We start from the raw sequence: 24,891 nt of genomic DNA on the forward strand, positions 1-24,891 counted from the left end.
GACTACCGTCTAGAAAGTTGCAGAGCTGCACGTCGGACGGAGGGCTGTCATGGCGATTCGCGTCGCCCACGTTGGCACTGGAAATGTCGGTCGGCTGGCCCTGATTGAACTCGTCACCAACCCGCAATTCGAATTGACGGGCCTATGCGTTTCGACGAAGGAAAAGGTGGGCCGCGACGCCGGAGAAATGGCCGGAGTCGACGTGCGCACCGGCATAGCGGCCGTTGACGACCTTGACGCTGTGTTGGCCACGCGGCCGGAATGCGTCGTCTATTGCGCCATGGGCGACACCCGCATACCCGACGCGATGTCCGACATCATGCGCATCTTGGCCGCCGGCATCAACGTGGTGGGATCGTCGCCCGGATTGCTGCAGTACCCGTGGGGCGTCATGCCCGACAAATACATCGCACGCGTGGAAGACGCTGCCCAGAAAGGGAATTCGAGCGTATTCATCACGGGTGTGGACCCGGGGTTCATCAACGACCTGATTCCCTTCGCGCTCACTGGAACCTGCCAGCGCGTCGAGCAGGTGCGCTGCATGGAGATCGCCGACTACGCGTCTTACGACGGCGCCGAGGTCATGCACTACATGGGGTTCGGCCGGCCACTGGATCTGCCGCCAGGCGAGGCCCCCATGCTGCTGCAGCCCGGTGTGTTGACCTTCGCCTGGGGAACGGCGATCCGACAACTGGCCGCCGGGCTCGGCATCGAGGTGGACGAGATCACCCAGTCGATTCAACGGGAACCGGCGCCGGAAGACTTCGACATCGCGGTGGGACGGGTGCCCAAGGGCACGCTGGCCGGCCTGCAGTTCGAAATCCGCGGCATGGTCAACGGACATCCCGCGATCGTCATCGAACACATCACCCGGCTGCGGCCCGACTTGCGCCCCGACTGGCCGCAGCCGGCCGCCGGCGGGGGTTCGTACCGGGTGGAGATCACCGGCGAGCCCTCCTACACCGTCGATATCGTTCCGAGTAGCCGTAATGGTGACCACAACTACGCAGCGATCCTGGGTGCCGCCGGACGGATCGTCAACGCCGTTCCCGCAGTGGTCGCCGCGCCGCCGGGCATCCGGACGACACTCGACCTGCCCCTGATACCGGGCAAAGGGATATTCGCACCAACCGGCTTGGTAACCACCTAACGGACCAACGGATTAACGGGAAGGAGCCCGACTGCATGGGACGGGTAGACGGCAAGGTTGCACTCATCAGCGGCGGTGCGCGGGGCATGGGTGCCGAAGACGCGCGGCTGCTGGTGCAGGAGGGCGCCAAGGTGGTGATTGGCGACGTGCGTGACGACGAGGGCGGCGCCCTGGCCGCAGAGCTAGGCGACTCGGCCCGCTACGTCCACCTTGACGTCACCCAACTCGAGCAGTGGGAAGCGGCGGTTGCGACGGCCGTCGGGGAATTTGGCAAGCTCAATGTGCTGGTCAACAACGCCGGGATCGTCGCGGCGGGTCCCTTGCGTGAGTTCCGAATGGACAAGTGGCAGCAGGTGATTGACGTCAACCTGACCGGCACCTTTCTGGGTATGCGGGCGGCCGTCGACCCGATGACGGAGGCCGGCGGTGGGTCGATCATCAACGTGTCCTCGATCGAGGGGATCCGCGGCGCGCCGCTGGTGCACCCCTATGTCGCGTCCAAGTGGGGGGTGCGTGGCATCACCAAGTCGGCGGCGCTGGAACTCGCGCCGTTGAACATCCGGGTGAACTCGCTGCACCCGGGGTTCATCCGCACGCCGATGACCGCCCACCTGCCCGAGGACATGGTCACCATCCCGCTCGGGCGCGCCGCCGACGCACGCGAAGTCGCGACCTTCGTGGTGTTCCTCGCCAGCGACGAGGCGTCCTACGCAACGGGCAGTGAGTTCATCGTCGACGGCGGTCTGGTAACGGACGTGAACCACAAAGACTTCAGCGCCGGATAAGTCCGCGAGATGGGGGCTTAGCGCATGCTCGCGAGCCTGGCCACCGTGGTGGGCTCGAACCACGTCGTCACCGATCCCGACGTGCTCGCCGGTCGCAGCGTCGACTACACGGGCCGGTACCACGGCCGAGCCAGCGCCCTGGTGCGGCCGGCGTCGGCCGAAGAGCTCGCCGCGGTCTTGCGGGTGTGCCGGGATGCGGGGGCGTACGTCACCGTCCAGGGCGGCCGCACTTCCCTGGTCGCGGGCACCGTTCCCGAGCATGATGACGTGCTGCTGTCCACCGAAAGGCTAAGCGCTGTAGGCGAAATCGACTCCGTCGAACGCCGCGTGACGGTCGGAGCCGGTGCCACGCTGGCCGCGGTGCAGCGGGCCGCCAGCGCCGCCGGGTTCGTGTTCGGGGTGGACCTCTCCGCGCGCGACACCGCGACGGTGGGTGGCATGGCGTCGACCAACGCCGGAGGTCTGCGCACGGTGCGCTACGGGAACATGGCCGAGCAGGTGGTCGGGTTGGACGTGGCGCTGCCGGACGGGTCGGTGCTGCGCAGGCACAGTCGGGTTCGCCGCGACAACACCGGCTACGACCTACCCGCGTTGTTCGTCGGCGCCGAAGGCACTCTCGGGGTCATCACCGCCCTGGACCTACGGCTACATCCGGTGCCGTCGCACCGGGTGACGGCGGTGTGCGGCTTCGCCGACCTGGATGCGCTCGTTGACGCCGGACGGGTATTCCGCGATGTCTCAAGCATCGCCGCGCTGGAACTGGTGGACGGCCGGGCCGCGGAGTTGAGCGGGGAACGGCCCGTCGAAGGTGACTGGTTGTTGCTGGTGGAATTGGCCGCCGACCACGACCAGACCGAACGACTCGCGGCGTTACTGTCCGAAGTGCGGGTGTGCGCGGAGCCGGCGGTGGGGGTGGATAGCGCTGCGCAACAACGGTTGTGGCGGGTCCGGGAATCGCTGGCCGACGTGTTGGGCAAATATGGGTCGCCAGTGAAGTTCGACGTCTCGTTGCCGTTGTCGGCTATCGGCGAATTCGCTAGGGAAGCAGTCAATTTGGTGGGTGCTGTAGTTCCGGAGGCAATGCCGGTGCTGTTCGGCCACATCGGCGAAGGCAACCTGCACCTCAACGTGCTTCGTTGTGCGCCCGAGCAGGAGCCGGGCTTGTACGCGGCCATGATGGACCTGATCGCCGAGTGCGGCGGCAATGTCAGCTCCGAGCATGGGGTCGGCAGCCGCAAACGCGCCTACCTCGGAATGTCGCGGGAGGCCGCCGACATCGCCGCGATGCGAGCGGTGAAAGCCGCGTTGGACCCGACCGGCTATCTGAATGCTGCCGTGTTGTTCGAGTGAGGTGTGCTCAGCCGGGGTTTTTCAGCCCGACGGCGTGTCGCAGCTGCGCCAGGAACTCGTCGGCATCGTCGCTGCGAACGATGTAGTGGGAGATGGCAATTCGGATCACCGTCGCCGCCTTGACGGCCGCGTTGGGTCCGGGGAGCAGCCGTTCTAGACCGGCCCGCATTTCCGGAATGACACGGGACACCTGTGCGATGACGTGCTCGGGCTCGACGTCGACCATGCGCACCCCCGAGTAGGAGTACTGAAAATCGACGATGAACTGCAACGCCGCTTCGAGCCGATCCACCCCCTTGAGTCCCGCGGTCGCTTCGGCCAGACCTGTTTCGAAAACCTGGCGCTCGTAGCTTGAAAAAGCGGACAGCAACTCCTGTTTGGAGCCGAACCAGCGGTAAAGCGTGGGGCGCGATACCCCGGCCTGAGCGGCGACCTCCGACAGGCTGAGCTTGGTCTGTCCGTTGCGACCGAGCACCTCAGCGGTGGCCGCCAGGATTCGTTGGCGAGTTGGGGTGTCGACGCCGTTGACATCCGGCACTGGGACTGCCTGGTTCATGACTGCCTCTCCGGACGCTTGCGGACCAACACGGACTGTTGAATCGCCCCGACCGCGCCTTGCTCGTCGAACAGTGTTCCGATCGTTGTCCCGATGCCGTCGGGACCGTAGCTGGTCTCGGCTCGAATACCGATCCATTCGCCCTCGGGGACCCGGAACACATGCACGGCCAGATCGGTGTTGAGGAACGTCCATTTGGTGATGTCGAGCTTGCTTCCGATGCCGTTGGCGCAGTCGGCAACCGCGAACAGCCGTTCCAGCGGCGTCATCGTCTCCCCGGTGACCAGGTCGGCTATCGGCTTGATCCAGGACTCGCCAGGACCGGGGCGCAGCGGTTCGGTCAGCCAGAGCCATTCCAGGCTGTGCACGTAGTTGCGGTCCCATTTCATGGCCGCGAGATTGCGGTCCTGCGCCTCGGATCTTGGCCGGGGCGGGGGCGCCGCAGCGTGCGCGACGGCCTGGGTGTCTTGGTGCTGCAAGCGCCAGCCGCTGGCCCGCGCGACCGGGCGCGGCTCGCCGTCGGGGCCGAGCGCCAGCATTTCGGCGCTCACCAATTCGATCTGCTTGCCGCCGCGGTCGAGTTGCGACCGAACCCACAGGTCCCCTTCCGCGGGCACCGCACCCAACAAATCGATGACCACGCGGCTGAGCCTGGTGTCGTCGCGTCGGGCGACGCGTTCCAGCGCACGGACCAGCAACGCCGACACCGGTGCGCCGTGCTGTATCGCCGCCGACCAGGTGCCTCGGGCCAGGTCCGTGGCCCGGAACTTCTCGCCCAGCGGATCGGCGTCGTCGATCAGCTCGTAGTAGGAGTCGGTCATCTTTCCCTCTTGGTCCTGGGTCAGGGCAGTCCGGCGCCGGGAATGTCTACCGTCACCGCGTCCAAGCGGGAGAGCCGGGTGCCGGCCAACCGCTTGGGGTAGGCATCCGTGCTCGACAGCAGGAACAACGTGCGGCGCTCGGGCCCACCGAGTGCACAGGCTATGGCGACCCGGTCGCCCATGTCGATGCGGTCGGTCACCTCCCCGTCGGCGGCGATCCGTTCGAACTGGTGCGCCAGTGTCATGGCCGTCCATACTCCGCCCTCGGCGTCCAGGGCAATGCCGTCCGGTGGCCCGTCCAAACCGTCGGCGAACACCCGGCGATCGTGCAGCGCGCCGTCGCCGCCAATGGTGAACTCGGTCAGGCGCCGGGCCATCGATTCGGCGACGATCAGCCTCCGGTGGTCGGGGGTGATGACCATTCCGTTGGGAAAGTCGAGGTCGGTCGCGACGACGGTGGCGCTGTGGTCGGGATCTTTGTCGGGATCGAGGCGGATGATGACGCCACCGGTGAAGGCCTGCACGCCGATGTAGGCGCGCCCCAGGCCGTCGACGACCATGTCGCCCAGGTTGGCCGGAGCCAGGTCTGCCAGGTTGGCGACGAGGTCGACGGTGTCGCCGTCGTAGCCCAGCACCAGTCGGTCCTCGGCCGAGGTGATCAGCAGCGTCCCGTCGGGCCGGAATCCGAGGCCGGACGGCGTGTGGCCGGGCAACGGCAGGGTGGTCAGCGAACCACGCATGTCCGAGGTGTGCACCGCCTCGCCCAGCATGTCCGAAAACCACAGCAGTCCCTCGAACCAGCGCGGTCCCTCACCGAAGCAAAAGCCGCTGGTCAGCGGTGTCGGGACCAGGCCCGTCAAGCCTTTACAAATCACGGCAAAAGTGTCACGCACTTCGGGTGTCGCTGTCAACGAGATGTCCGCACGGGGCGAACCTGGCGACGCCGTGGCGACCTTTACAAATAAGGCTCAAAATGTCACGCTGTGCGCTGTGACGACAGATTCCGAACAGGTGCAATGGACGGTCGAAGCGCTGCTGGACCTATTCGAAGTGCGGCCCGACGGACCCGATCGATTCGTCGCCGACACCGGGCTCCCGGGCCAGGACGGCCGCCAGGTGGTCGAGGGCACCCAGGTGGTGGCGCAAGCGATTGTGGCTGTGGCGCAACGGTTCCAGGGCAAGTCGGTGCGCTCGGCGCACGCGGTGTTCTCCCGGGCCGTGGCCGTCGGCCCCCCCATCGAACTCGTCCTCGACGTGGTGAACGAGGGCAGGTCGACGGCGACGGCCGTCGTCGCCGCAATGCAGAACGGCCGCCGCTGTGTGAGTGTGACGATCCTTGCCGACGTCCCGACGGAGGACGTGATCCGTCACCAACTGCCGCTTCCCGACGTTAAGGGTCCCGCTGAGGCCAACGTCTCGGACATGCCGATGATCGGGCGGGAATTGCGGCTCGTCGATGTGGTCGACGTCAACAGCCCCGACGAAGTCGGGCCTCCCGAGCTGTACGCGTGGCTGCACTACGACCCCGTGCCGGCGCGGGACGACCTGGCCAAGGCGCTCGTCGCGTACTTCACCGGTCACCTCGGGATCTCGACCACGATGCGCGCGCATCCGGGGATCGGCACCAGTCAGGCGCACCTCACCGTGTCCACGGCGCCGATGACGATCTTTGTGTCCTTCCACGAGCCGGTGCGCTGGGACGGGTGGCTGCTCTACACCCATGAGAGCACCCAAGTCGGCGCGGGAATGTCCTATGTCCGCGGCACCGTGCACACCGAAGCCGGTGAGCTGCTGGCGTCCTTTGCCCAGGAAGCGTTGATTCGACCGCTACGCACCACCGACACGTCCATCGACGCGCGTTCGCGGTTCTAGGTGCCATGCGTTTCGCCATCACCCACCCGATGCACAGTCATCCCTACAACCCTGAATTGGCGAGCGGGGACGGCATCGCGACGGTGGCGGCGGCGGCCGAGGCGGCCGGTTTTGCCGGGTTCGGCTTCACCGACCACCCGGCCCCGTCGCAGCGGTGGCTGGAAGCCGGTGGTCACGACGCCCTAGACCCGTTCGTGGCACTGGGTTTCGCGGCGGCACGGACTTCGACGTTGCGGCTGATTCCCAACATCGTGGTGTTGCCCTACCGAAATCCGTTCGTGGTGGCCAAATCCGGTGCGACGTTGGATCTGCTCTCGGGCGGCCGGTTCACGCTCGCCGTCGGTGTCGGCTATCTCAAGCGGGAATTCTCCGCCCTGGGTGTCTCCTACGACGAACGCGCCGAGCTGTTCGAGGAGGCGCTGCAGGTCATCCGGGCGATCTGGACCACCGACGACATTTCCTACGAGGGAAAGCATTTCAGCGCCCGCGGCATCACGGCGCACCCACGGCCAGTCAGTCAGCCGAACCCACCGATCTGGATCGGCGGCAATACCGCTGCCGCCCGGCAGCGCGTCGTCGACTACGGGGACGGTTGGTGCCCGTTTCCTGCTCCAGCGGGCCTGGCCCGCACGGCCGGAACCGCTTCCATCGACTCGCTGGAAAAGCTCGCCGCGGGCATCGACGATCTGCGCCGCCGCCTGGATGCGGCCGGCAAGGACTCGTCGGCGATCGACATTACGTTCAGCAACTTCGAGGGCGGTTTCCCCGGCAGCGAAAGCTTCAACGCCGACGCCTACCTTGGGGGCCTGGACAAACTGGCCGCGCTCGGCGTCACCTGGGTGCAGGTCCACCTGCCCGGCGACAGCATGGCGCATGTGCTGGACAGCATCGAACAATTCCGTACCCAAGTCATCGACGTGATCTAGATGGACTTCGCACGAGTTGCGCTTTCCGACGAGGACAAGGCATTTCAGGAACGGACACGCGCCTTCCTGACCGAGCACGTGACCGACGAGGTGCGTCGGCGTGATCGGGAAACGGGCGAAAACTTCGACGAGGGTGTGCATTTGGCGTTGGGCGCCGCGGGCTACCTGGCCGGGGACTGGACGCCGGAGTCTGAGGGTGGCTTCACCGCGGTTCAGCGGCGCATCTTCCACCTCGAGATCGGCCGCGCTCACACGCCTTGGTACCACTGGGGAACGACTTCGGTCGTCGCGCGGCTGGTGCAGCAATTCGGTGCGCCGGAGTTGACGGAGTTGGTGCTGCCCGGGGTGCTGTCCGGAGAGATCCGGCTTTGCCTCGGCTACACCGAGCCCGAGGGTGGGTCGGATGTCGCCACTTGCAAGACCAGGGCCGTGCGCGACGGTTCCGCGTGGATTGTCAACGGCTCCAAAATGTTTACCTCCAACGCGCAGAACGCCAGGTATGTCTTCCTGCTGACCAATACCGATCCCCAGGGCCCCAAGCACAAGAATCTGACCATGTTTCTGGTGCCGCTGGATTCGCCGGGCATCGAAATTCAACCCATTCGCACCGTCGACGACGACCGCACCAACATCGTCTACTACAGCGATGTGCGGGTGGACGACCTCTACCGCATCGGCGAGGTCAATGCCGGGTGGACGGTCATGCGGGCCGCGCTGGATTCTGAGCACGGGCTGGTCGAGCGGGAAGACCATGGGCTGCAAAATCTTTCGGCAATGTCCGAGCATGGCTCGATCGCGGCCGAGGCGCTGGACACGGTGGCCTCGATCGTGGACCGTGATGACGAATCCGTAGTGCATCGACTGGGCCGCAGCATCGCGCGACTGGAGGCCGCGTTGTCCACACCCGGAATGTACGGGCGCGTCGCGATCGCGCAGACCATGCGGGATATCTCCGCCGAACTGATGGACGTGGCGGGTTCGGCGTCGGCATTGCCGGTCGACGTCGCCGGCTCGGCGGGAGATGGCGCGGCGGAGTACCTGTTCCGGCTGGCAGTGCCGACCGGAATCTACGGCGGAACCCTGGAAGTGTTCCGGAACATGATCGCCCAGCATGAACTGAGACTTGGCAAGCCCGCCTATGGAAGTTCGGCGTCCACCTGAACTTTGGTGTCATCGAAGCTGAAAAACCCCTTGATGTGCAGGCTTTCGGGGTAGGGGTCCTCGTAGCTCCAGGCAACGTCCTTCGTGGTGGGGCTGGACCAGTATGTCGCGACGCCCTTGTAGTTGCAGTAGCTCGAGGTATCCGATCGTGTCAGCAGGTCTTGTCGAACGTGTCTTGGGCTGACGTAAAGCCTTGGTGTTAGGGCGGTCTCGAAGACGATCACCGTGTCGTCGGTGTCGACCAACGTGGTGTCGCCGTCGGTGACGCGCAACCGGCGCCTGGTGGGGCGGCAGTCGATGCGGTGGTACGGGTTGGGCGGGTAGTGGACGAGTTCGCGCCCCTCCTCGAGCCACGTGTCGACCGCGTCCCACGGGACTTGCACGTATCCGGGCGCTTCGGCCACTGGTTCGCTGGGCAGGTCTGTGATTGTTTCGGTGGGGAAGGCGTAACTGAGCGGTCGGTCCGGCCGGTGGACCAGAAGCGCGCGCTCGGTGTCTATGACCGGGGCGCCGTCTTTGAACGCTTGGACGCGGCGCGGATGCGGTTCGACGTAGACAACGCCGGGCGGAATCGGGGGATGGAAACGCCCCGCTGGATTGCTGCTGAGTGGGCCGTGTCCGGTTACCAGGCTCATGGATTCGACGATCTCACGTTCGCGCTTGTCGTCATAGTCGGCAATGTACTTCGAGTGAGGTGTCGTGCCCCATCCCCACCACGGCCGCGTCGTGCGAGACGCGCCTTATGTCGCCGAGTAGAACCAGACATGGTCCGGCCCCGTAGTGGTGAGTTCGTTGTACGTAACTTCGGTACCCCGGGTGGCGTGCGGGAACACCAGCACTTGGTCGGGATTTGTCGGGTTGTACAGACACCGCAGAGTCGCACCGACACGAAACCATGCGTCAAGAGGTCGTCCCCAGTCTTCCAACCGCCAGTCCTCCACGGCCGTGCGGTAGGGCCCGCGAAAGGTGGGGCCACTGTCCAGGAGGATCTGCAGCTCACTCCTGAGTTCCCAGGAATTTCCATCTGCGGACCTTTTGAAAGTTGATGCGGCCGTGAGAAGTTCGACAGTACCGGGCTTTCGCAGCGCCTGCTCCTTGGCGGTTTCCGCCTTGAAGTTCACTATCCAACGGACGGGAAGCAGCGCGCTCAAGAGCATGAGTGCGGCTCCGAGTACCACGAAACCGAGCCGCTCTGCACCGCTCAGCCTCGCCTCAACGCCGACGATGACGACAATCAGTCCACCCACGAAGAGGGTGACAGCAATCGCTATACGGCCTAACAGCGTTAGTCGACCCCGCCGCAGATAGCCGGGTGTCTGTGGGGGCGCCTTTGCGGCACCATCTTGGGCCGGTCGCAAATCCGCTTTGCGCGCGTTGGAATCGTCCTGATCCATCAGCAAATCGTCCCACGCCGCACGCGAACGGCGCCAACGATCTGCACTCCCGACAAATCGCGAGGTCAGCTGCTTCCGTAGTCACCATAATCGGGTGAAAACCATTGACGGTTAGTGTGATTGGCAGGTCCTAAAGACGGCGAGCTAGACCGCGCCGACCGTGCTGCGCCGATGCGGGCGGTACAGCGGGAGTCGAATTCTGCGGGTACGCAGGCATAATCGTCAGCAGCGCCCGATCAATGAGCGGTGCAGGCTTCAGCGGCAGCAGAAGAACGAGATCGTGGTCAGCAAGTTTCGCTCGTCGGCGTCGTCAGGCGTGGCAGCGTCAGCGCCGAGCCTGAAATCCTGCAGGTCCTCACTCGAACTTCTCCTGCAAATCTTCAGGCTCAGTAAGTGGGGCGGCCGGGGCGACCGCCACCCGAGGAGCCACCTTCTAGAGATGCTCGTTCTACTGTGAGTTGGTGACAACTATCCCCACCTCCCGCAAGGTCCTGTGCGCCGTGTACGGCGCTATCGCCCTCGCCGCGCTCATTGCCACGTGGAGTCAGAATGTGGCGTACTTCGACAAGCCTGGCCAGTTCCTGGGCGCCTTTCTCAACGACGCCAAGGTCACGCCGGCTTCCCGGTCGCTGACGGCTGACATTCTGTTGTTTCTGCTTGCCGCCGTCATCTTGATGGTGATCGAAGCGAGGAAGCATGGCGTCAAGTTCGTGTGGCTCTACATCGCCGGCGGGTTCACCATCGCGATCAGCGTCACGTTCCCGCTGTTCCTGATCGCACGTGAACTGCGCATGGGCGAGTCAGACGCGCCCCACTTGCCGATGTTGGACACGGTGCTGCTGACCGTTCTGGCCGTCGCGGTGGCGGCCCTGACGATCTGGGTAGACCTCGGGTGATGGCGGGTCCAGTCGAGGGCATCAGGGTCGTCGAACTCGGGGTCTGGGTGGCGGGACCGGCCACCGCCGGCATCCTGGCCGACTGGGGCGCCGACGTCGTCAAGATCGAACCGCCCACCGGTGATCCGGGCCGCACCTTCGGTCGCATGCTGGGTTGCGACCTCGGTGTCAATCCGCCCTTCGAGATGGACAACCGGTCCAAGCGCAGCATCGTGTTGGACCTGACCACCGAGACCGGCCGTGACACTGCACTCGAATTACTCTCGGACGCAGACGTTTTCGTGACGAATGTGCGGCCAGAGGCGCTGCGGCGGCTGGGGCTGGACTTCGAATCGCTGTCCGCGCACAACCCTCGCCTGGTGTACGGGCTGATCACCGGATACGGCGAAACCGGGCCCGATGCCGATCGGGCCGCGTACGACGTCGCGGCCTTCTGGGCTCGCGCCGGCGTCGCTCACCTGCTCACCCAGCCGGGCGCCACGCCGCCGTTTCAGCGCGGCGGCATGGGCGATCACTCGGCCGGGATGACGCTGGCCGCGGCCGTGTGCGCGGCGCTGCTCGCCCGCGAGCGAACCGGCACCGGTCAGCTGGTGACGACCTCGCTGTACCGGCAGGGCGCCTACACGGTGAGCTTCGACCTCAACACCTATCTGCTCACCGGCCAACCGATCGCGGTCGGACAACGCGAGACGATGCGCAATCCCTGCATGAACAACTACACCGCCAGCGACGGACGCGGGTTCTGGATAGTCGGCTTGGAGGTCGATCGCCACTGGCCCGCCCTGTGCCGGGCCGTCGACCGGCCGGAGTGGCTGGACGACCCCCAATACCGCGACCCGCGCAACCGCGCGGCCAACGCCGTACAACTCATCGCCCAACTCGACGAAATCTTCGCCACCAAGTCGCTGGCGGAATGGGCGGACATCTTCGCCGAGGAGCCGGACTTCTTCTGGTCGCCGATCAACAGCCTCGAAGATGTGGTCGCCGACGAGCAGTTTCACGCCGCGGGTGGGATCGTCGACGTGCCGGACGAACAGTCGAGCGTGCCGATGGTCGCCACCCCCGCGGATTTCCACGGGACCCCGTGGGCGCCGCGATCCGCGGCACCGAAACTCGGCCAGCACACCGACGAAATTCTGGCCGAACTATCCGAACGGCGCCGCGGATAGACGTCGCGCGAGCCACCCGCAGACCTTTACAAATTCGCGCGAAAATGTCACGCTGTCGGGGTACAGCCCATGACGCGCCGATCCGCCGGGGGATATGTATGGTCACTCCGACTTTCGACATCAGCAATCAGCAGGAACGCAGCACCACCCGCCGACCCCGCCCGGACGGCGAATCGCTGCGCTACCGACTCGACGTGATTGCCGCTAGCGCTTCGGACGTTGTGCAGGCGGCCGGGGGGTGGCTGTGCGACCGGGTCATGGCCGGCTGGGAGGTCACCGTGTTACTGCCCGACCTGGGCGGCAGTCGGCCACTGGAGATCCTGGGCGTGCACGTGGCGGCCCTCGACGCCTACCCGGAAGCTGGAAGCCACAATTTGGCGATCAGCGCCGAGGCCTTCACTACGAATGATTGCGTTCGTGCCCTCGTGCGCGAGGCGCTGGACCGGCGCATGGTTGAGGTGGCGCTGTGGGGTGAGGGTTGGCCGCTCGGCGTGAATCGTGGGATGCGCCGGGTGGAGCACGTGCTCAGCGCCGCGGCGCGGGCATTCAAGGGGCAGGCTTTGATCGCAGCCGGAATCCCTTACCGTGCAATTGATCCCTGTGAGGCCATGCTGACCGCATGAAGAAGTACTACGGTCACACGCTGCTCTATCTGCACGAGACGATCGCGCTGGGGTCCGGCCGTAGCGATCGCTTCACCGAGGTGTTCGTCGACACCTACCAGCCGATGATGGCCGAGCTCGGCGCGCGTCTCTTCGCCATCTGGGAGACCACCCCATACAACGGCCATTGGCCGCAGGCGACCATCATTTGGGAAATCGATGGGTTCGCCGATTATGCGAGGATCGGGGCGGCCCAAGCGCGGGGCGGCAGTCATCAGGCCGCGGCCGAGAAGTGGGCCGCATTTCTGGCCGACATCGGTGCCTCGGGTGAGGGTCGCATCATGTACGCCGGACCCAGCAACAAGACACTGGCCCAGCTGCAAGAAGCCAGTTTCACTGCGCCGCTGGTGATCCAGGAGATCATGCAGACCAAGCCCGGTCGCCAGGACGACTACATCCGCGAACTGGAACGCCTCTACGTCCCGTGGTCGGAGCGCACCGGCAAACGCTGGCTGGGTTCCTTCACCACCACCTTCCGTTTCAACGAGGTCATCCACTACTGGGCCCTGGACGGCGGCTGGGAGTGCTTTGCCAACCACTACCCATCCTGGAAGGACAGCCCACCCGCGGAGATCGTCACCTGGATGAGTGTGGCCCCGGCACTGCGCGACGGGTGGGAAGACTCCATCCTGCAGGCCCTACCGCCGTCACCGCTGCAGTGAACGCCAGCACAGCCGCTCCGACCGACTTTCGCTACGACCCCTTCGACGCTGCGGTCATGGCCAACCCGCTGCCCTACTACCGCGTCCTGCGGGACGAGCATCCGGTCTACTACATGCCCCAGTGGGATACCTTCGCGTTGTCCCGATTCGAGGACATCTGGCAGGTACTTGAAGTCAACGACGGGACCTTCGTTGCCTCCGAAGGGACTTTGCCACCGGCGTCGGTCCTGGCTCGGCACAACGACGGGCCGGTTGACGATCCGCCCTTGCATCCGTTGCCATTTCACGCGGTGTTCGACACCGACCTCTACAGTGAGATTCGTCGCGCTCATTCCGCGCCGTTGCGCCCGCGGTCGGTCGCGGCGCTGGAGTCGCGGATCCGCGCGTTGGCCAACGAACGACTCGACCTGCTGCTGCCGCGAGGCGGGTTCGACCTGACCCAGGACTACGGCGGCATTGTGGTTGCCACCATCGTATGTGAATTGCTGGGCATATCAACCGATTTAGCGCCGCAGGTACTCGCCGCCGTCAACGCCGGCAGCCTGGCCGAACCCGGCGAAGGGGTGGACACCGCCGAAGCCCGGCCGAACTATCTGCAGTTCCTGGTGCCGGTGGTGACCAGCCGCAGATCCAACCCGAGTGGCGAGCTTCCGGTGGTCGACGGGCTGCTGGGCTACCGACTGCCCGACGGCAGTGCGCTCGACGACGTCGAGGTAGCCACCCAGATGCTCTGCATCTTCATCGGCGGCACCGAAACGGTGCCCAAGATCGTGGCCCATGGCCTGTGGGAGCTGAGCCAACGACCCGACCAGCTGGCCGCGGTGCGCGCCGACCTTGCCGCCAATGTGATGGTCGCGCGCGAGGAAATGATCCGCTACTGCGCGCCGGCCCAATGGTTTGCCCGAACGGCGCGGAAGCCCTTCACTATTCACGGTCAGGCCATCCAGCCGGGCCAGCGCATCATCACGTTGCTCGCCTCGGCCAACCGCGACGAGCGGGAGTATCCGAATCCGGACGAGTTCATCTGGGACCGGCCGATCCGTCGATCACTGGCTTTCGGCCGCGGTCAGCACTTCTGCATCGGATATCATCTGGCGCGGCTGGAAGTCGCTGTGCTGCTGCAGGAATGGCTTCGGCGCGTGCCGGACTTCGCGATTCGCGGCGAGCAAGCCACCCGGCTGCCGTCCAGCTTCCAGTGGGGTTGGAACAACATCTTGGTGCAGGTGTGACGTGTGGTCTTACCGGATCGTCGCACCTTACCTGTTCGAGCGAACCTCGATCGCCGACCGTGCGCCCGAGGACCTCGCGGATGGTCAAGTGCTGCTTCGGTTTAGCGCCGCGGGAGTGTGTGGCAGTGATCTGCCGGCGTTCCGTGGTGCCAAGGGGCGCCTGCCAGGCGACGACGGCCGCAGCGCCGCGGAGAAAGACGGCTACCCGATCCACGAGGTGGCCGGTGAGGTCATCGCCAGCCGACACCCCGAGCACCGCGCCGGTGACCAAGTGGTGGGCTGGGCATCCGGATTCGACGGACTGATGGAGCGGGTGGTCAGCGACGGCGACGGGTTGGCGCCATACGATCCGGCGTTGACACCCGCGGAGGCGGTGGGCCTGCAACCCCTGGCCTGTGTGCTGTACGCATGCGAGCAGTTACCGGATCTGTCGGGTCGACATGTGGCGATCATCGGGCAAGGCTCGATCGGCCTGTTGTTCTCCTACGTTGCCAAGGTTATGGGGGCCCGACGGGTCACCGGCGTCGATCCCGTTGCCCGGGAGAGTCTTTCGCGTTCCTTCGGAGTCGATGATGCCGTACGTGCCACCAGCGACCGCTGGGTGAGCCAGCTGTCGCCGGCCGACCGGGCAGACGTCGTCATCGAGGCCGTCGGCCATCAGGTGGCCACCCTGGGCCATGCCATCGACGCGGCCGCCTTCGGCGGGACGGTCTTGTACTTCGGCGTCGCCGACGACGACGTGTACCCGATCAGCATGCGCACCATGCTGCGCAACAACTTGACCTTGAAGTCCGGTGTGACGCTGGAGCGTCGGCGAATGCTGGACCTGGCCGGAAAGTTCGCCGCCGAACATCCCGAACTGCTCGGCACCTATCTCACCCACACCTTCGCCGTCGACGACGTGCAGGCGGCCTTCGAGCTCGCCTGCCGTCCGGTTCCCGAGCGAGTCAAGATCGCGATCGCCCGATGAGTGTCTTCGCGAGCAAACCGCAGGCGCCGATCTGGGGCGGCTGGATCACCGGCCATACCCTGCTGGGAGCCGAGGAATTCGCCCGGGCGGGCTACGACTACGTGGGCTTCGACACCCAGCACGGCTATCTCGACGACGCCGATGTCGCCGGCATGCTGCGGCCCCTCGAGCACGTGCCGATCGCCACCGCGGTGCGGCTACCCAACGCCGACCCCGCGCCGATCGGGCGGTTACTCGATGCCGGGGCCGACGCCGTCGTCATCGCCATGGTCGAGTCGGCCGACCAAGCGGCCGCGGCGGTGGCGGCCACCCGCTATCCGCCGCACGGCATCCGCAGCTACGGACCGCTGCGGGCCAGCCTGGGCAGCGACCCGGCCGTCCTCCAATCCCGCGCGAGCGTGTTCGCGATGATCGAGACCGCCGCGGCCTTGTCGAGTGTCGGTGAAATCTGCGCCGTCGACGGGCTGACCGGAATCTACGTCGGCCCAGCCGATCTGGCGATCTCGATGGGGGCGGACGTGGCCGGGGCCCTGAACAATCCCGAGGTGCTTGACGCCGTCGTCCGCATTCACCGGGTTGCGTCGGATGCCGGGCTGGTCACCGGAATTCACGCCGGAAACGGCAAGGGGGGCCGGGCAATGGCCGAGATCGGTTATCGGATGATCACCCTCGCGTCGGAGGCTCAATCGCTGCGGCGGGGCGCGGCAGAGCATCTGCGGGAAGCCACCTCGTCATGAGCGACGCAGAAGCCTTGATCCGTTCACTATTGGCCGATTACGCGCTCGCCCTGGACGCGGGTGATGACGACGCCTGCGTGCAACTGTTCACCCCGGACGCGGAGTTTCGGGTGTACGGCCGGACCTTCACCGGACATGAGGGCCTCAGCAGAATGTTCCGCATGGCTCCGCACGGGTTGCATCTGACCGGTGTGTCCCGCATCGATGTGCAGGGCGACACGGCAACGTCGCGATCGCAGGTGCTGTTCGTCCGGGCGGGTGACCAGCAACTGCGGCCCGCGCTGTACGACGACGAACTGGTCCAGGAAGGCGGTCGTTGGCTTTTCCGGCGGCGGCGCTGTCGATTCATCACCACACACGGGCTCAGTGACAGTCCCGAGGTGGGGCCGTGATGGGCGCACGACGTGTCGCCCTGGTCACGGGTGCAGCCGGCGGGCAAGGCAGCGCCATCGTGAAAAAACTTCGGGCTGAAGGTTATTCGGTGGCCGCCTGCGACGTACGGACCGGCTCCGGCGATTTCGACGACGACGAGGTGATCTCGCTCCGGCTGGACGTCACCGACCCGGAGCAGTGGACGGCAGCCATTGATCAGGTGACGAGTCGGTTCGGCGGCCTGACCACGCTGGTCAACAACGCCGGAGTCCTGCACCGGGCGGCGCTGCAGGACGAGACGGTGGAAGGTTTCGAAAAGCTCTGGCGGGTCAACTGTCTGGGCGCATTTCTCGGCATCCGCGCCGCGTTGGACCCACTGCGCGAGGCCGAGAACGCCGCCATCGTCAACATCTGCAGCACCGGGGCGATCCGCCCGTTCCCGCAGCACTGCGGCTACGGGTCGGCGAAGTGGGCGCTGCGGGGTTTGACTCAGACCGCTGCGGCTGAGCTCGGTCCGTCCGGAATCCGGGTGAACGCGGTGTTCCCAGGCCCCGTCGCGACCCCCATGCTCGACGACGTCACCCAGACCCGGCTCGCGGCGACCGCGATGTTCGGCCGCCTCGGCCGGCCGACCGAAATCGCCGATGCGGTCGCGTTTTTGGTGTCCGACGAGGCGTCGTTCATCACCGGCTCGGAGCTGGTCGTCGACGGCGGTCAATGCCTGCAGATCCGATGAGCGCCGACGCGCCCGAAGCCACTGAACGGCTCGATCCCGCATTACGTCCGGTAGCCATCGCGCGTACCGACTTTTCGCTGGAAGCGATTCCGTTGATCCGCGCGTCGATGGATGAGCGGCGGCGGAACACCGTCGAGCAGGAGGGCGCCGGGGCCGACGTCACTGTCGAAGAGTCTGCGGCCGGTTCGGTGCCGGTACGCATCTATCGAGGCGGCGCCACGCCGGCGCCGGTGGTGATCTATTGCCACGCGGGTGGATTCGCGCTGGGAAATCTCGATACCGACCACCGGCAATGCCTGGAACTCGCCCATCGCGCGGGATGCACGGTGGTGTCGGTCGAATACCGGCTGGCACCGGAACATCCCTATCCGGCCGCGCTCGACGATGCCGCCGCGGTGCTGAAGTGGGTGGTGGCGAACGCGGCAACCCTGGGCGTCGATTCGACGCGCCTGGCGGTCGCGGGTAGTAGCGCCGGGGCGGCGTTGGCGGCAGGCTTGGCGCACCGTGCCGCCGACGGTGTGTTACCGCCGGTAGCGTTCCAGTTGCTGCACCAGCCCGTGCTGGACGACCGGCCTACTGCATCGAGACTCGAGTTTCGGGCGACCCCCGCGTTCGACGGCGAGGGAGCGGATCTGATGTGGAGCCATTACCTGGCCGGCCGACCCGGCTCACCCGACGCAGTCCCGGCCCGGCGAGGCCAACTCGAGGGGTTGCCCCCGGCGCTGATCACCTGCGCGGAGATCGATCCGTTTCGCGACGAAGCGATCGAGTACGCGACTCGGCTCCTGCGTGCCGGGGTAGCCACCGAGTTGCATGTCTTTCCGCGCGTCTGTCACGGGTTCGATTCGCTGCTTCCCGAATGGTCGGTCTCGCAACGACTTTTCGCGCTGCAGGGCAGTGCGCTGAGCGCGGCCTTCAGGCAAGGTTGATCAGCTGACGCACCGCCGTGCCGTCGGCCAAATGATCCATCGCCTCGTTGATGTCGCCCAGCCGAATCGACGACGACACCAGCGCTTCCACCGGAAGTCGGCCGTCCCGCCACAGCGAAACGAACCGGGGGATGTCGCGGCTGGGGACCGCCGAACCCAGATAGCTGCCGATCAATGATCGCCCTTCGGCGACAAAACCCAACGGCGACAGGCTGATCCGTGCCGTAGGCGGCGGCAGACCGACCGTGATGGTGCGACCGCCCGGGGCGGTCAGGGCGACGGCGGTATCCAGTGCGGCTGGATGCCCCACCGCCTCGATGACCACTGGGGCCTTGATTCCGGCAGCGACGGCCTGCGCCGGGGTGTAGGTCTCGTGGGCGCCCAAAGCCTGTGCGGCCGCTAGCTTTTCCGGGAGTCGATCCACGCCGATGACCCGAACGTCGGGATACGTCCGGGCGGTGATCACGGCGGCCATGCCGACACCACCGAGTCCGACGACGGCAACCGCCTGTCCCGGCCGCGGATCGCCCACATTGAGCACCGCGCCACCGCCGGTCAGCACCGCACAACCAAGGAGTGCGGCAACGTTGGGCGGAACGTCGCGCGGCACCGGCACCGCGCTGGCCCGGTTGACCACGGCATGCGTCGCAAACCCCGAGACGCCCAAATGGTGGTAGACCGGATCCCGTTGCCCGCTCCTGCGCCGGTGCAGCCGGATCCCGCCGCCCAGCAGAGTTCCCGCGCTGTTGGCCGCACTCGCGGGTTCGCACGGCGTGAGTCCCTCCGTCGCGCAGGCCGCGCAGTGACCGCATCGAGGCAGAAACACCAGCACAACGCGGTCGCCGACGCTGACCCCATCCCGTTCGGTCGCGCTGCCGTCGCCGATCCGCTCGACGATCCCTGCGGCCTCGTGCCCCAGCAGCATCGGCACCGGCCGCACCCGGTTGCCGTCGACCACCGACAGATCGGAGTGGCATACGCCGGCGGCTTCGATGCGAACTAGCAGCTCGTCGTCGCGCGGGTCGTCCAGTTCCACATCGACAACGCTGATCGGCCGCGATTCGGAATACGGGCGAGGCGCGCCGATCCGCTCGAGCACCGCGCCCTGAATCTGAATCATGTTGGAATACAACCATGAGTTCCGTACCGCCGACCGTCCCGTCCGGCCCGGATAACCTGACCAGCAGCGACTTCCCGGTGTTGTGGCCGGTGCTCACCCGCTGGGCCGACAACGACATGTTCGGCCACCTCAACAACGCGGTCTATTACCAACTGTTCGACACGGCGATCAACGCGTGGATCAACACCAAGGCCGGCGTCGACCCGATGAGCACACCGGCGCTGGGCATCGTCGCAGAATCAGGTTGCCGCTACTTCTCGGAACTGCACTTCCCGCAAAGCCTGACGGTCGGCCTGGCGGTGACCAGCCTGGGCCGCAGCAGCGTCACCTACCGGCTGGGCGTCTTCAAGGCCGACACCGAGGGGCCGCAGCCGATCACCGCCCTCGGGCACTGGGTGCACGTCTACGTGGATCGGACCACCCGCAAATCGGTGCCGATCCCCGACGGGATCCGGTCGCTGCTCGAGACGGCCTGCGTGAGCTGAACTCCCCGAACCGGCCCTTAAAATGGCCTCAGAATGGCCTCAGTATGCTTCGCCAATGCCAGTTTTGAGTAAGACTGTCGAGGTCGATGCGCCCGCCGCCGCCCTCTTGTCGATCGTTTCCGATTTCGAGCGCTACCCCGAATGGAACGAAGGGGTCAAGGGCTGCTGGGTGCTCGCGCGCTACGACGACGGGCGGGCCAGCCAGTTGCGGCTCGACATGTCCATCCAAGGCTTCGAAGGCACCTACATCACGGCCGTGTACTACCCCGCGGCGAACCAGATTCAGACGGTCATGCAGCAGGGCGAGTTCTTCTCCAAGCAGGACCAGCTGTTCAGTTGGGTGGAAACCGGCCCCACCACCTTGTTGACGGTGGACATCGACGTGGAGGTCACCATGCCGGTGCCTCCTCCGATGGTGAAGATGCTGCTGGGCAACGTGCTGGACCAGCTCGCCGACAACCTCAAGAAGCGCGCCGAGGAATTAGGCGTGGCGTAGCCGGGCGCATCGGGGCCCCGGCGAATTCACGCGAAGATTCCCGTCTTCTCCAGCATGTCCGTCAACCGGCGGGCCCCGTCGGTGAACTGCCAAACGGTCAACTCGGTAACCGCCGCGGTGTCGCGACGACGCAGCGCGGCGATCAACTGCCGATGGTTGTCGATTGCGGCCGCACCCCATTCGGGATCGGCCGCGAACATCTGCGCCGGCATGTAGCGCGCGGCGTTGAGAAGGAACCACGCCAGCTTGATCCGCCGGCTTGCCTGGTTGAAGACGCGGTGAAACGCGAACTCCACTGCGGCGGTGGTCTCGATGTCGCCAGAACTCACCGCCAGAGCCAGGCTTTCGTTGATCCGCTCTAGTTCGCCGATCTCGGGTTCGGTGATGCGCTCGGTGGCGGCGACTGCCAGTTCCCGGGCGATGGTCGCCTGCAGCCAGAAGATGTCGTCGATGTCCTGCCGGGTCAACGGCAGCACGACATGTCCGCGGTGCGGTTCCAGTTGCACCATGCCTTCGCCGCGCAACTTCAGCAGGGCCTCGCGGACCGGCGTGATGCTCACGCCGAGTGCGGCGGCGGTTTCGTCCAGTCGGATGAACGTCCCTGGGCGCAATGTCCCGGTCATGATCGCCGCCCGTAGGTGGCCCGCAACCTCGTCGGACAGCTGCGACCGACGCAGCGGACGCCGACCGCGCGGCTTGGCGGATAGCGGTGCGTTCACATGCTCTGCCAGGGCTTTCGTGGCTTGTCTGGTACCGGCGAGGTCTTGTATATGGGCCGCCCAGACCACTAATGTGACCCAGGCAACACCATGTTTTATCAAATATCAATGTGACGCAAGCGGTGCGTAAGTGAAGGGGAGGGACGGTTGACCGCGCAATTGGCGCACGCCCGAGTGGCTGCAGAGACGCAGCTTCAGCTCGCTCGGCGGCAGAACTGGGTCAACCAGCTGGAGCGGCACGCCATGATGCAGCCGCAGGCCACCGCGCTCAGGTTTCTTGGTCGCACGTTCACCTGGGCGGAGCTGGAACGTCGCGTCGCCGCGCTGGCGGGTGCGCTGAGTCGGCGAGGTATCGGCTTCGGCGACCGGGTCATGGTCCTGATGCTCAACCGCCCGGAATTCGTCGAATCGGTGCTGGCGGTCAACATGCTCGGCGGTATCGCGGTGCCGCTGAACTTCCGTTTGACGCCTACCGAAATCGCGTTTCTGGTCGAGGACTGCGCGTGCCGGGCGGTCATCACCGAATCGGCGCTGGCGCCCGTGGCGACGAACGTTCGCGACATGCAGCCCCTGCTGGACATGATCGTGGTGGCCGGCGGCTCGTCCGACGACTCATCCGGTCTGCTCGGTTATGAGGAGCTCGTCGACGAGGCGGGCGATGTCCCCGAGCCCGTCGACATCCCGAACGACTCGCCCGCGCTGATCATGTACACCTCGGGTACCACCGGTCGTCCCAAGGGGGCCGTGCTGACGCACGCCAACCTGACCGGTCAGACCATGACCATGCTCTACACCAGCGGCGCCGACATCAACAGCGATGTCGGCTTCATCGGTGTCCCCCTATTCCACATCGCGGGAATCGGCAATTTGTTGGTCGGTTCGCTGCTCGGCACCCCGACGGTGATCTATCCGCTCGGCGCATTCAATCCGGGGCAACTGCTCGATGTGCTTGAGGCGGAACGGGTCACCAGCATCTTCCTGGTTCCGGCCCAGTGGCAGGCGGTGTGCGCCGAACAGCTGGCCCGTCCCCGAGACTTGCGATTGCGGGTTATCTCGTGGGGGGCCGCGCCCGCGCCGGATGCTTTGCTGCGACAGATGTCGGAGGTCTTTCCCGGCGCCCAGATCTTGGCCGCGTTCGGCCAAACCGAGATGTCGCCGGTGACGTGCATGCTGCTGGGCGAGGACGCGATCCGAAAGCGCGGATCCGTCGGCAAGGTGATCCCGACGGTCTGGGCCCGCGTCGTCGATGACGACATGAACGACGTACCCGTCGGCGAAGTCGGCGAGATTGTCTACCGGGCACCGACATTGATGAGTGGCTACTGGAACAACCCGGAAGCCACCGCGGAGGCGTTCGCGGGCGGCTGGTTCCATTCGGGTGATCTGGTCCGGATGGACGAGGACGGCTACGTCTGGGTGGTCGACCGCAAGAAGGACATGATCATCTCCGGCGGCGAGAACATCTACTGCGCCGAGGTTGAGAACGTACTGGCGAGTCATCCCGACTTCGTTGAAGTCGCGGTGATCGGTAGGTCCGATGAAAAATGGGGCGAAATTCCGATCGCAATTGCTGTTGTAACGAAACCCGACCTCCGGATCGAAGAGCTAAATGAGTACCTGACCGAGCGGCTCGCGCGGTACAAGCACCCCAAGGCGCTCGAGGTCGTGGAGGCACTGCCTCGCAACCCCGCCGGGAAGGTGCTCAAGACTGAGTTGCGCCTTCGCTACGGACGATCACACGGTTCTGAAAAACATTCTGCCTCAAGCGATTTGGCAGAAGAAAGGGACGGATAGGAGCACTGCGCCGTTCGCTCGGTGTTGACGAAAGGTTAATTGTGAGGCAGCGGTTCACAGGTGGCGGGCCATCAGGTACATTCCTGTGGTCTGCGTTACTACCTGCGAGTAAAGAGCCGATGGTCACACACCGGAATGGGGCAAGGAGGAGGCGTGCGACATGATCGGCCGGTACGCCACACAAGACGCGATGCCTGCAAAGGCGCCGTGAGGGGGCAGTGGTGACGACATCGTCTCGTCCACACTTGGTCGGCTACCTCAGGGACCAGCTTGAGACGCCGCTGACAATGATCGGCGGCTTTTTCCGCATGTGCGTGTTGACCGGAAGGGCGTTATTCCGCAGGCCATTCCAGTGGCGCGAGCTCATCCTGCAGTGCTGGTTCATCATGCGGGTCGCCATCTTGCCGACGATCATGGTGTCGATCCCGCTGACCGTGCTGCTGATCTTCACGCTGAACGTGCTGCTGGCCCAGTTCGGTGCCGCTGACCTTTCCGGGGCCGGTGCTGCGATCGGGGCCGTTACCCAGCTCGGGCCGCTGACCACCGTGCTTGTGGTGGCGGGCGCCGGCTCGACGGCTATCTGCGCCGACCTCGGTGCCCGCACGATCCGCGAAGAGATCGACGCCATGGAGGTGCTCGGGATCGACCCCATCCACCGACTGGTGGTGCCAAGGGTCATCGCCGCGACCGTCGTCGCCACCCTGCTCAATGCTCTGGTGATCACCGTCGGTCTGGTCGGCGGCTACCTGTTCGGCGTCTATCTGCAGAACGTGTCGGGCGGGGCCTACCTCGCCACCCTCACCACCATCACCGGCCTGCCCGAGGTGATCATCGCCATGATCAAGGCCGCGACCTTCGGCCTGATCGCCGGCCTGGTCGGCTGCTACCGCGGGCTGACCGTCCGCGGCGGTTCCAAGGGCTTGGGCACCGCCGTGAACGAAACGGTGGTGCTGTGCGTGGTTGCCCTGTATGCGGTCAACGTCATCTTGACCACCATCGGTGTTCGATTCGGGACGGGGCACTGACATGTCGACCGGCGCCGTAGTTCGCGCCCGCTTCCCGCGGGCGGTGGCCAATGTCAATCGTTACGCCGGCGCTGCCGTGCGCGGACTGGACGAGACGGGCCAGATCGCATGGTTCGTGTTGGTCGCCATCGGGCAGATCCCGCACGCACTGCGCCACTACCGCAAGGAAACGCTGCGGCTGATTGCACAGATCGGGATGGGGACCGGCGCAATGGCCGTCGTCGGCGGCACCGCCGCAATCGTCGGCTTCGTCACCCTCTCCGGTAGCTCCCTGGTGGCCATCCAGGGTTTCGCATCTCTGGGCAACATCGGCGTCGAAGCATTCACCGGCTTTTTCTCCGCGCTGATCAACGTCCGTATCGCCGGCCCGGTCGTCACCGGCATCGCGCTGGCGGCGACGGTCGGCGCCGGTGCCACCGCTGAACTGGGCGCAATGCGAATCAGCGAGGAAATCGACGCCCTGGAGGTCATGGGCATCAAGTCCGTCTCCTACCTGGCGTCCACCCGCATCGTCGCCGGGTTGGTAGTGATCATCCCCCTCTACGCGTTGGCCATGATCATGTCGTTCCTGTCGCCGCAGATCGTCACGACCGCGCTGTACGGACAGTCACCCGGCACCTACCAGCACTACTTCCGGACGTTCCTGCGTCCCGACGACGTGTTCTGGTCTTTCCTCGAGGCGATCCTCATCGCGCTGATCGTGATGGTCACCCATTGCTACTACGGATACAACGCCGGCGGTGGGCCCGTGGGCGTCGGCGAGGCGGTGGGTAGATCGATGCGGTTATCCCTGGTCTCGGTGCAAGTTGTCGTCCTGTCCGCCGCGTTGGCGCTGTATGGCGTCAACCCCAACTTCGCATTGACGGTGTAGCGCT

At 65.7% G+C, this 24,891-nt stretch carries 28 protein-coding genes; 21 read left to right on the forward strand and 7 right to left on the reverse strand.

Annotation, left to right across the window (positions count from 1 at the left end):
• Positions 1–49 precede the first annotated feature (49 nt).
• Genes G6N68_RS29600 through G6N68_RS29610 form a run of 3 tightly spaced genes read left to right on the forward strand, consistent with a single transcriptional unit; the run spans position 50 to position 3,285 of the window.
• On the forward strand, positions 50–1,150 hold the full coding sequence (locus tag G6N68_RS29600) for an NAD(P)H-dependent amine dehydrogenase family protein (RefSeq protein WP_163719743.1): 1,101 nt from the start codon (positions 50–52) through the stop codon (positions 1,148–1,150).
• 35 nt (positions 1,151–1,185) lie between these two features.
• Entirely contained in the window at positions 1,186–1,935 is a 750-nt protein-coding gene (locus G6N68_RS29605; protein WP_163719745.1) for a glucose 1-dehydrogenase, read from the forward strand.
• 24 nt (positions 1,936–1,959) lie between these two features.
• Positions 1,960–3,285 (forward strand): FAD-binding oxidoreductase, encoded by a 1,326-nt coding sequence (locus tag G6N68_RS29610; RefSeq protein ID WP_163719747.1) that lies wholly within the window; start codon positions 1,960–1,962, stop codon positions 3,283–3,285.
• Positions 3,286–3,292: 7 nt separating this feature from the next.
• Here the strand turns inward: G6N68_RS29610 and G6N68_RS29615 are convergent, their stop codons facing one another.
• Genes G6N68_RS29615 through G6N68_RS29625 form a run of 3 tightly spaced genes read right to left on the reverse strand, consistent with a single transcriptional unit; the run spans position 3,293 to position 5,513 of the window.
• Complete coding sequence (locus tag G6N68_RS29615) at positions 3,293–3,841, reverse strand: TetR/AcrR family transcriptional regulator (protein WP_163719749.1); 549 nt, start codon at positions 3,839–3,841, stop codon at positions 3,293–3,295.
• A complete protein-coding gene (locus G6N68_RS29620) occupies positions 3,838–4,662 on the reverse strand; it encodes a thioesterase family protein (RefSeq protein WP_163719751.1) in 825 nt (274 codons plus the stop codon). The genes G6N68_RS29615 and G6N68_RS29620 overlap by 4 nt, the downstream gene beginning before the upstream one ends.
• 20 nt (positions 4,663–4,682) lie before the next feature.
• Positions 4,683–5,513, reverse strand: a complete 831-nt coding sequence (locus G6N68_RS29625; RefSeq protein WP_163720077.1) for an SMP-30/gluconolactonase/LRE family protein — start codon at positions 5,511–5,513, stop codon at positions 4,683–4,685.
• A gap of 130 nt (positions 5,514–5,643) precedes the next feature.
• On the opposite strand from G6N68_RS29625, the gene G6N68_RS29630 reads away from it, so the two are divergent.
• From G6N68_RS29630 to G6N68_RS29640, 3 genes are read left to right on the forward strand one after another with little or no spacing between them, the layout of a single operon-like run.
• Entirely contained in the window at positions 5,644–6,534 is an 891-nt protein-coding gene (locus G6N68_RS29630) for an acyl-CoA thioesterase (RefSeq protein ID WP_163720079.1), read from the forward strand.
• Positions 6,535–6,539: 5 nt separating this feature from the next.
• Positions 6,540–7,460, forward strand: a complete 921-nt coding sequence (locus G6N68_RS29635; RefSeq protein ID WP_163719753.1) for an LLM class F420-dependent oxidoreductase — start codon at positions 6,540–6,542, stop codon at positions 7,458–7,460.
• Positions 7,461–8,621: an acyl-CoA dehydrogenase family protein gene (locus tag G6N68_RS29640; RefSeq protein ID WP_163719755.1), complete on the forward strand. Its 1,161-nt coding sequence runs from the start codon at positions 7,461–7,463 to the stop codon at positions 8,619–8,621.
• On the opposite strand, the gene G6N68_RS29645 is transcribed toward G6N68_RS29640, so the two are convergent.
• Positions 8,597–9,256, reverse strand: a complete 660-nt coding sequence (locus G6N68_RS29645) for a DUF427 domain-containing protein (RefSeq protein ID WP_163719757.1) — start codon at positions 9,254–9,256, stop codon at positions 8,597–8,599. The two genes, G6N68_RS29640 and G6N68_RS29645, sit on opposite strands and share 25 nt — an antisense overlap.
• Positions 9,257–9,361: 105 nt before the next feature.
• Positions 9,362–10,015, reverse strand: a complete 654-nt coding sequence (locus tag G6N68_RS29650; protein WP_163719759.1) for a hypothetical protein — start codon at positions 10,013–10,015, stop codon at positions 9,362–9,364.
• A 461-nt stretch (positions 10,016–10,476) separates the two neighbouring features.
• Between G6N68_RS29650 and G6N68_RS29655 the strand changes: the two genes are divergently transcribed.
• The 10 genes from G6N68_RS29655 (at position 10,477) to G6N68_RS29700 (ending at position 18,377) form a co-directional block, all read left to right on the forward strand.
• Complete coding sequence (locus tag G6N68_RS29655; RefSeq protein WP_240355996.1) at positions 10,477–10,911, forward strand: DUF2834 domain-containing protein; 435 nt, start codon at positions 10,477–10,479, stop codon at positions 10,909–10,911.
• The gene (locus G6N68_RS29660) at positions 10,911–12,080 is read left to right on the forward strand and encodes a CaiB/BaiF CoA transferase family protein (protein ID WP_163719761.1); all 1,170 of its coding nucleotides are present in this window, start codon (positions 10,911–10,913) and stop codon (positions 12,078–12,080) included. Before G6N68_RS29655 ends, G6N68_RS29660 begins: the two co-directional genes overlap by 1 nt.
• A gap of 98 nt (positions 12,081–12,178) precedes the next feature.
• Positions 12,179–12,703: a hypothetical protein gene (locus G6N68_RS29665; protein ID WP_163719763.1), complete on the forward strand. Its 525-nt coding sequence runs from the start codon at positions 12,179–12,181 to the stop codon at positions 12,701–12,703.
• Complete coding sequence (locus G6N68_RS29670) at positions 12,700–13,404, forward strand: NIPSNAP family protein (RefSeq protein ID WP_163719765.1); 705 nt, start codon at positions 12,700–12,702, stop codon at positions 13,402–13,404. The genes G6N68_RS29665 and G6N68_RS29670 overlap by 4 nt, the downstream gene beginning before the upstream one ends.
• A gap of 56 nt (positions 13,405–13,460) precedes the next feature.
• Positions 13,461–14,633: a cytochrome P450 gene (locus G6N68_RS29675; RefSeq protein WP_163720083.1), complete on the forward strand. Its 1,173-nt coding sequence runs from the start codon at positions 13,461–13,463 to the stop codon at positions 14,631–14,633.
• Position 14,634: 1 nt separating this feature from the next.
• A complete protein-coding gene (locus G6N68_RS29680) occupies positions 14,635–15,603 on the forward strand; it encodes a zinc-binding dehydrogenase (RefSeq protein ID WP_163719767.1) in 969 nt (322 codons plus the stop codon).
• Positions 15,600–16,340, forward strand: a complete 741-nt coding sequence (locus tag G6N68_RS29685; protein WP_163719768.1) for an HpcH/HpaI aldolase family protein — start codon at positions 15,600–15,602, stop codon at positions 16,338–16,340. Before G6N68_RS29680 ends, G6N68_RS29685 begins: the two co-directional genes overlap by 4 nt.
• Positions 16,337–16,732, forward strand: a complete 396-nt coding sequence (locus G6N68_RS29690) for a nuclear transport factor 2 family protein (protein WP_163719770.1) — start codon at positions 16,337–16,339, stop codon at positions 16,730–16,732. The genes G6N68_RS29685 and G6N68_RS29690 overlap by 4 nt, the downstream gene beginning before the upstream one ends.
• The gene (locus tag G6N68_RS29695) at positions 16,732–17,448 is read left to right on the forward strand and encodes an SDR family NAD(P)-dependent oxidoreductase (RefSeq protein ID WP_163719772.1); all 717 of its coding nucleotides are present in this window, start codon (positions 16,732–16,734) and stop codon (positions 17,446–17,448) included. Before G6N68_RS29690 ends, G6N68_RS29695 begins: the two co-directional genes overlap by 1 nt.
• Positions 17,445–18,377, forward strand: a complete 933-nt coding sequence (locus tag G6N68_RS29700) for an alpha/beta hydrolase (RefSeq protein WP_163719774.1) — start codon at positions 17,445–17,447, stop codon at positions 18,375–18,377. Before G6N68_RS29695 ends, G6N68_RS29700 begins: the two co-directional genes overlap by 4 nt.
• Here the strand turns inward: G6N68_RS29700 and G6N68_RS29705 are convergent.
• Positions 18,364–19,497: an alcohol dehydrogenase catalytic domain-containing protein gene (locus G6N68_RS29705; protein WP_163719776.1), complete on the reverse strand. Its 1,134-nt coding sequence runs from the start codon at positions 19,495–19,497 to the stop codon at positions 18,364–18,366. The genes G6N68_RS29700 and G6N68_RS29705 overlap by 14 nt on opposite strands.
• Positions 19,498–19,511: 14 nt before the next feature.
• Between G6N68_RS29705 and G6N68_RS29710 the strand changes: the two genes are divergently transcribed.
• A complete protein-coding gene (locus G6N68_RS29710) occupies positions 19,512–19,982 on the forward strand; it encodes an acyl-CoA thioesterase (protein WP_163719778.1) in 471 nt (156 codons plus the stop codon).
• A 55-nt stretch (positions 19,983–20,037) separates the two neighbouring features.
• Positions 20,038–20,478: an SRPBCC family protein gene (locus G6N68_RS29715; RefSeq protein ID WP_163719781.1), complete on the forward strand. Its 441-nt coding sequence runs from the start codon at positions 20,038–20,040 to the stop codon at positions 20,476–20,478.
• Positions 20,479–20,504: 26 nt separating this feature from the next.
• Here G6N68_RS29715 and G6N68_RS29720 read toward each other — a convergent pair whose 3' ends face one another.
• Positions 20,505–21,197 (reverse strand): GntR family transcriptional regulator, encoded by a 693-nt coding sequence (locus G6N68_RS29720; protein WP_205351554.1) that lies wholly within the window; start codon positions 21,195–21,197, stop codon positions 20,505–20,507.
• Positions 21,198–21,344: 147 nt separating this feature from the next.
• On the opposite strand from G6N68_RS29720, the gene fadD5 reads away from it, so the two are divergent.
• The 3 genes from fadD5 (at position 21,345) to G6N68_RS29735 (ending at position 24,887) form a co-directional block, all read left to right on the forward strand.
• A complete protein-coding gene (gene fadD5, locus G6N68_RS29725) occupies positions 21,345–22,991 on the forward strand; it encodes a fatty-acid--CoA ligase FadD5 (RefSeq protein WP_163719783.1) in 1,647 nt (548 codons plus the stop codon).
• 287 nt (positions 22,992–23,278) lie between these two features.
• On the forward strand, positions 23,279–24,016 hold the full coding sequence (locus tag G6N68_RS29730) for an MlaE family ABC transporter permease (protein ID WP_276014398.1): 738 nt from the start codon (positions 23,279–23,281) through the stop codon (positions 24,014–24,016).
• Between the two features lies 1 nt (position 24,017).
• Positions 24,018–24,887, forward strand: a complete 870-nt coding sequence (locus G6N68_RS29735; protein ID WP_163719784.1) for an MlaE family ABC transporter permease — start codon at positions 24,018–24,020, stop codon at positions 24,885–24,887.
• The last annotated feature ends 4 nt before the right edge of the window (positions 24,888–24,891 follow it).

The sequence above is a fragment of the Mycobacterium bourgelatii genome (assembly GCF_010723575.1).
GTDB classification, from domain to species: domain Bacteria; phylum Actinomycetota; class Actinomycetes; order Mycobacteriales; family Mycobacteriaceae; genus Mycobacterium; species Mycobacterium bourgelatii.

What these genes read in the sequence shown, in the direction of transcription:
- G6N68_RS29600 (WP_163719743.1), top strand. Translation starts at nt 50, where the DNA reads ATGGCGATTCGCGTCGCCCACGTTGGCACTGGAAATGTCGGTCGGCTG.
- G6N68_RS29605 (WP_163719745.1), top strand. Translation starts at nt 1,186, where the DNA reads ATGGGACGGGTAGACGGCAAGGTTGCACTCATCAGCGGCGGTGCGCGG.
- G6N68_RS29610 (WP_163719747.1), top strand. Translation starts at nt 1,960, where the DNA reads ATGCTCGCGAGCCTGGCCACCGTGGTGGGCTCGAACCACGTCGTCACC.
- G6N68_RS29615 (WP_163719749.1), bottom strand. Translation starts at nt 3,841, where the DNA reads ATGAACCAGGCAGTCCCAGTGCCGGATGTCAACGGCGTCGACACCCCA.
- G6N68_RS29620 (WP_163719751.1), bottom strand. Translation starts at nt 4,662, where the DNA reads ATGACCGACTCCTACTACGAGCTGATCGACGACGCCGATCCGCTGGGC.
- G6N68_RS29635 (WP_163719753.1), top strand. Translation starts at nt 6,540, where the DNA reads ATGCGTTTCGCCATCACCCACCCGATGCACAGTCATCCCTACAACCCT.
- G6N68_RS29640 (WP_163719755.1), top strand. Translation starts at nt 7,461, where the DNA reads ATGGACTTCGCACGAGTTGCGCTTTCCGACGAGGACAAGGCATTTCAG.
- G6N68_RS29645 (WP_163719757.1), bottom strand. Translation starts at nt 9,256, where the DNA reads ATGAGCCTGGTAACCGGACACGGCCCACTCAGCAGCAATCCAGCGGGG.
- G6N68_RS29650 (WP_163719759.1), bottom strand. Translation starts at nt 10,015, where the DNA reads ATGGATCAGGACGATTCCAACGCGCGCAAAGCGGATTTGCGACCGGCC.
- G6N68_RS29660 (WP_163719761.1), top strand. Translation starts at nt 10,911, where the DNA reads ATGGCGGGTCCAGTCGAGGGCATCAGGGTCGTCGAACTCGGGGTCTGG.
- G6N68_RS29665 (WP_163719763.1), top strand. Translation starts at nt 12,179, where the DNA reads ATGGTCACTCCGACTTTCGACATCAGCAATCAGCAGGAACGCAGCACC.
- G6N68_RS29670 (WP_163719765.1), top strand. Translation starts at nt 12,700, where the DNA reads ATGAAGAAGTACTACGGTCACACGCTGCTCTATCTGCACGAGACGATC.
- G6N68_RS29675 (WP_163720083.1), top strand. Translation starts at nt 13,461, where the DNA reads ATGGCCAACCCGCTGCCCTACTACCGCGTCCTGCGGGACGAGCATCCG.
- G6N68_RS29685 (WP_163719768.1), top strand. Translation starts at nt 15,600, where the DNA reads ATGAGTGTCTTCGCGAGCAAACCGCAGGCGCCGATCTGGGGCGGCTGG.
- G6N68_RS29690 (WP_163719770.1), top strand. Translation starts at nt 16,337, where the DNA reads ATGAGCGACGCAGAAGCCTTGATCCGTTCACTATTGGCCGATTACGCG.
- G6N68_RS29695 (WP_163719772.1), top strand. Translation starts at nt 16,732, where the DNA reads ATGGGCGCACGACGTGTCGCCCTGGTCACGGGTGCAGCCGGCGGGCAA.
- G6N68_RS29700 (WP_163719774.1), top strand. Translation starts at nt 17,445, where the DNA reads ATGAGCGCCGACGCGCCCGAAGCCACTGAACGGCTCGATCCCGCATTA.
- G6N68_RS29705 (WP_163719776.1), bottom strand. Translation starts at nt 19,497, where the DNA reads ATGATTCAGATTCAGGGCGCGGTGCTCGAGCGGATCGGCGCGCCTCGC.
- G6N68_RS29710 (WP_163719778.1), top strand. Translation starts at nt 19,512, where the DNA reads ATGAGTTCCGTACCGCCGACCGTCCCGTCCGGCCCGGATAACCTGACC.
- G6N68_RS29715 (WP_163719781.1), top strand. Translation starts at nt 20,038, where the DNA reads ATGCCAGTTTTGAGTAAGACTGTCGAGGTCGATGCGCCCGCCGCCGCC.
- G6N68_RS29730 (WP_276014398.1), top strand. Translation starts at nt 23,279, where the DNA reads ATGATCGGCGGCTTTTTCCGCATGTGCGTGTTGACCGGAAGGGCGTTA.
- G6N68_RS29735 (WP_163719784.1), top strand. Translation starts at nt 24,018, where the DNA reads ATGTCGACCGGCGCCGTAGTTCGCGCCCGCTTCCCGCGGGCGGTGGCC.